The 2625-nt window shown below is 59.4% G+C and carries 3 protein-coding genes; 1 reads left to right on the top strand and 2 read right to left on the bottom strand.

Features of this window, described 5'->3' with window-relative positions:
* Nucleotides 1–343: 343 nt before the first annotated feature.
* A complete protein-coding gene (locus tag GGR04_RS23620; RefSeq protein WP_183203043.1) occupies nucleotides 344–1258 on the bottom strand; it encodes a LysR family transcriptional regulator in 915 nt (304 codons plus the stop codon).
* Nucleotides 1259–1345: 87 nt separating this feature from the next.
* Here GGR04_RS23620 and GGR04_RS23615 point away from each other — a divergent pair, with 87 nt between their 5' ends.
* Complete coding sequence (locus tag GGR04_RS23615; protein ID WP_183203041.1) at nucleotides 1346–2299, top strand: NmrA/HSCARG family protein; 954 nt, start codon at nucleotides 1346–1348, stop codon at nucleotides 2297–2299.
* Between the two features lie 201 nt (nucleotides 2300–2500).
* Here the strand turns inward: GGR04_RS23615 and GGR04_RS24700 are convergent, their stop codons facing one another.
* Nucleotides 2501–2611: a glyoxalase superfamily protein gene (locus GGR04_RS24700; protein WP_376769892.1), complete on the bottom strand. Its 111-nt coding sequence runs from the start codon at nucleotides 2609–2611 to the stop codon at nucleotides 2501–2503.
* Nucleotides 2612–2625: the final 14 nt, after the last annotated feature.

The following is a 2625-nucleotide window of genomic DNA, read 5'->3' as shown; positions in this document are numbered from 1 at the left end:
CGCCACCCCAACCCGCTTCGCCGGCCACCTCAAACGTCGCCGAAAAGCCCACCATGCATTAGATTTGAACCGGGCCACCTAATGGGGGCAGGCCAACCGCCTTCGACCATGTAAAGCCGTTCCGTGTCTTATGGCCTCTTCCCCGAAGCGGTCATGCGCACGCCTTCTCATTTCTCCATCTCTGATCGGCCATTTCGGGAAAAAGCGATTGGGAACAGTTTTTGGGAAAGCCTACGGCGCTTTTGGTGTTCACTGCAGCCAGCGTAGGCAGTCTCATCGGAGGCTCCTAATCGGGAAAACGGGCTGGCGGCCTACGCTGGCTGGGGCTTGCACCTAACAATAGCTATCTGATGCCTGGCAATGTCGAAAAGGTGGTAGCGAGCGCGTCTATCAGGGAGCGGACGCGACGGATGCGAGCGCGACCGGGAACGATGAGAATGGATAAGGGAACCGGCTCCGGCGCATAGTCCGGCAGCACCTGCTCCACCTCGCCCGATGCCAGGAGATCGTCGATCAGCCACACATGCGCCGATGCGATGCCGCGCCCCTCCATCAATGCCTCCCGCGCAGCAAGGCCGTGATCGACCAGCAGCCGTCCATCGAGTGATACGGTTGCAGTCTGACCATCGGAGCGACGAAGGGTAAGCGTCTCGCTTCCCATAATGTTGCTCATCAGTATCGCCCGATGCCTTGGCAGGTCGTCCGGTGCCTGCGGGTGTCCATGCGCCTCAAGATAGGCCCGCGAAGCCACCAGGATGCGATGCGAGTTGCCGATCGCCTTGCGTTGCATCGTGCTGTCGGCAAGCGGTCCCAGCCTGATCGCGATGTCCACGGCGTCTCTCACCAGATCAATCCTTTGATCGGAAAGACCCAGATCAATGACGATGCCGGGATGCCGGTCCTGAAAGGCGAACAGGGCCTTGGTAACATGGCGGACGCCGAGTGCCGCTGTGCAGGAAATGCGGATGCCGCCGCTCAGGTGATGGCTGGCGTCACGCACATCGTCGCGCGCCTCAGCCACCAGCCTTAGGATTGCGCTCGCATGCTGATGATATAGAGCTCCCTCGGCGGTAAGCGCGACCCGGCGCGTCGTACGGCTCAGCAAGGTGACCCCGAGGGCGCTTTCAAGCTCGGCAAGGTGGCGAGTGACGGTGGACTGGCCGACGCCCTGTTCGCGCGCCACAGCCGAAAAGCTGCCACGCTCCGCCACCCGGACGAAACTTCGCATCCGCTCCAGAGTGACATCTGATTTATCCATTGGACAGAACTATCCTATTCATTCCACCGTTATACCGGATAGATATGTCGAGGTGTAGCGTCACTGTTCAATCGAAAGGACAGAGCGATGAAACCGGAGCAGAAACCCCTTGTCACCATCGTGGGCGCATTGAGCAAGCAAGGGCGCAGCGTTGCGCGTACACTCTTGCGTAGCGGGCATTATCGGGTACGGGCGCTGACCCGTCGTGTGGACACGCCAGAAGCGCGGAACCTTGCCGCCGATGGCGCCGAGTTAAGAAGCGTTCCGCTGGAAATTGGCCAGAGAAACGCTTTGATCGACGCCTTTGCTGGATCGCACGGGGCCTTCCTGATGACACCGCCAATTGCTCCACCGCAGACGCATGAGGCTCAACTCGGCATGGAGATGGCAGATGCCGCGGTCGAGGCCGGGGTGCAGCACGTCGTTTTCAGCACCCTTGAAAATGTTGATGCACTTAGCGGCGGCACGAAGTTCGCGCCGCACTTCACAGACAAGGCGAGGATCGAGGAGCATATCCGCAGCCTGCCTGTGCGCAGCTCTTTCGTCATGCTCGCGTTTTTCTACACGAACCTGCTCGAATACTACACGCCGCGAATGCACGGAGACGATCTGGTATTTCCCATCTATTTACCGGAGGATTTCCGCGCGCCGTTCGTCGATCCCACGAGCGCGACGGGGCCGGCGGTGTTGGAGATATTGTCCAATCCTGACAGGTACGCTGGCTCATCCCTGCCCGTGATCGGAGATATGATTTCACCTGCGGAGATGATCGACACCTTCACGCAGGTTACGGGCAAGAAAGCGGTGTATCGGTCTGCTTTCACGCGAGATGGCCTACTGCGCTATTTCCCCGATTTCGCCGCCAACGACTTGTTGGTCAGGGAGTTGCTCGGAATGGCGGAATATGCGGTAGAGTACGGCTATTATCGTGCGGGCCGTGACCTCGAATGGAGCCGGCAGGCAAACCCGCAGAGCCTGACATGGGAACAATTCCTGCGCACGACGGCATGGCAGGGGGAGCCACGCCCCTTCGGAGCCTGAGCGGGCGTCACCCGGCAGCCGCCCGTAGATTGATCTCAAGGCACTTTCCCAAAACACCATCGTTTTCGGAAAAATCATCGGTTTGCCAACGCCAGCTTATCGCCGAACCGGAAGCAGACTGGAAGATCCCCACTCATCTGAACCACTAACGCTTGTCGCGAAAGTCAGTATTTTCGCGACAGACAGTCTCGTTTTCGGTAGCTAGGGGAACTGCCCCTTCCCCTGCTCAACGATCAATTGCGGTTCACCATCCGAGGTCTGGCGATGTGAGCGGCCGTGTTCGTTGATCGTCGCTTTGATCTGGCGGCGCAGGTTCGAGAAGCTCT

The sequence above is a fragment of the Aureimonas pseudogalii genome (assembly GCF_014196835.1).
Classification (GTDB): Bacteria; Pseudomonadota; Alphaproteobacteria; order Rhizobiales; family Rhizobiaceae; genus Aureimonas; species Aureimonas pseudogalii.
Note: the sequence above shows the minus strand (reverse complement) of the source record. Positions and strands in the feature narration are given on the sequence as shown.